The organism is Bacillus sp. HY001, from assembly GCF_007558965.1.
In the GTDB taxonomy this organism is placed as follows: Bacteria; Bacillota; Bacilli; order Bacillales; family Bacillaceae_G; genus Bacillus_A; species Bacillus_A mobilis.
This window is the reverse complement of sequence record NZ_VLTE01000304.1, coordinates 1-293: the sequence shown is the minus strand read 5'-3', so window position 1 is coordinate 293 and position 293 is coordinate 1. Positions and strand designations below refer to the sequence as shown.

The window sequence follows — 293 nt, the reverse complement described above, 5'->3', positions numbered from 1 at the left end:
TTTACTCCAAATTTTGCTGAATATAATTTGCGCAAAGATAATTAAAATCCCGAAGATACATAATTGCCAGTAATATACCTGTGAGACATCTTTAAAGTTCAACGAAAGAATGACAAGAGTTAGTATACTTTGGCTAATGTAATTCGTTAAAGCATACTTGCCTACGTTCATAAAGGGTTGCAGCTGCTCTATATATTTTTTATTCTCACAAACCCTAAGTAGAGTACAAACATAGAATATAGCTAGCGTTTTCCCTCCAAATAGAATCCATAGTTTAATATCCTGAGAGTAAT

1 protein-coding gene is annotated in these 293 nt (G+C 32.4%); it reads right to left on the bottom strand.

What is annotated here, in order from left to right; genetic code table 11:
- A partial coding sequence (locus FOT98_RS31450; RefSeq protein WP_144291270.1) for a DUF418 domain-containing protein occupies window positions 1–293 on the bottom strand: 293 nt, incomplete at both ends.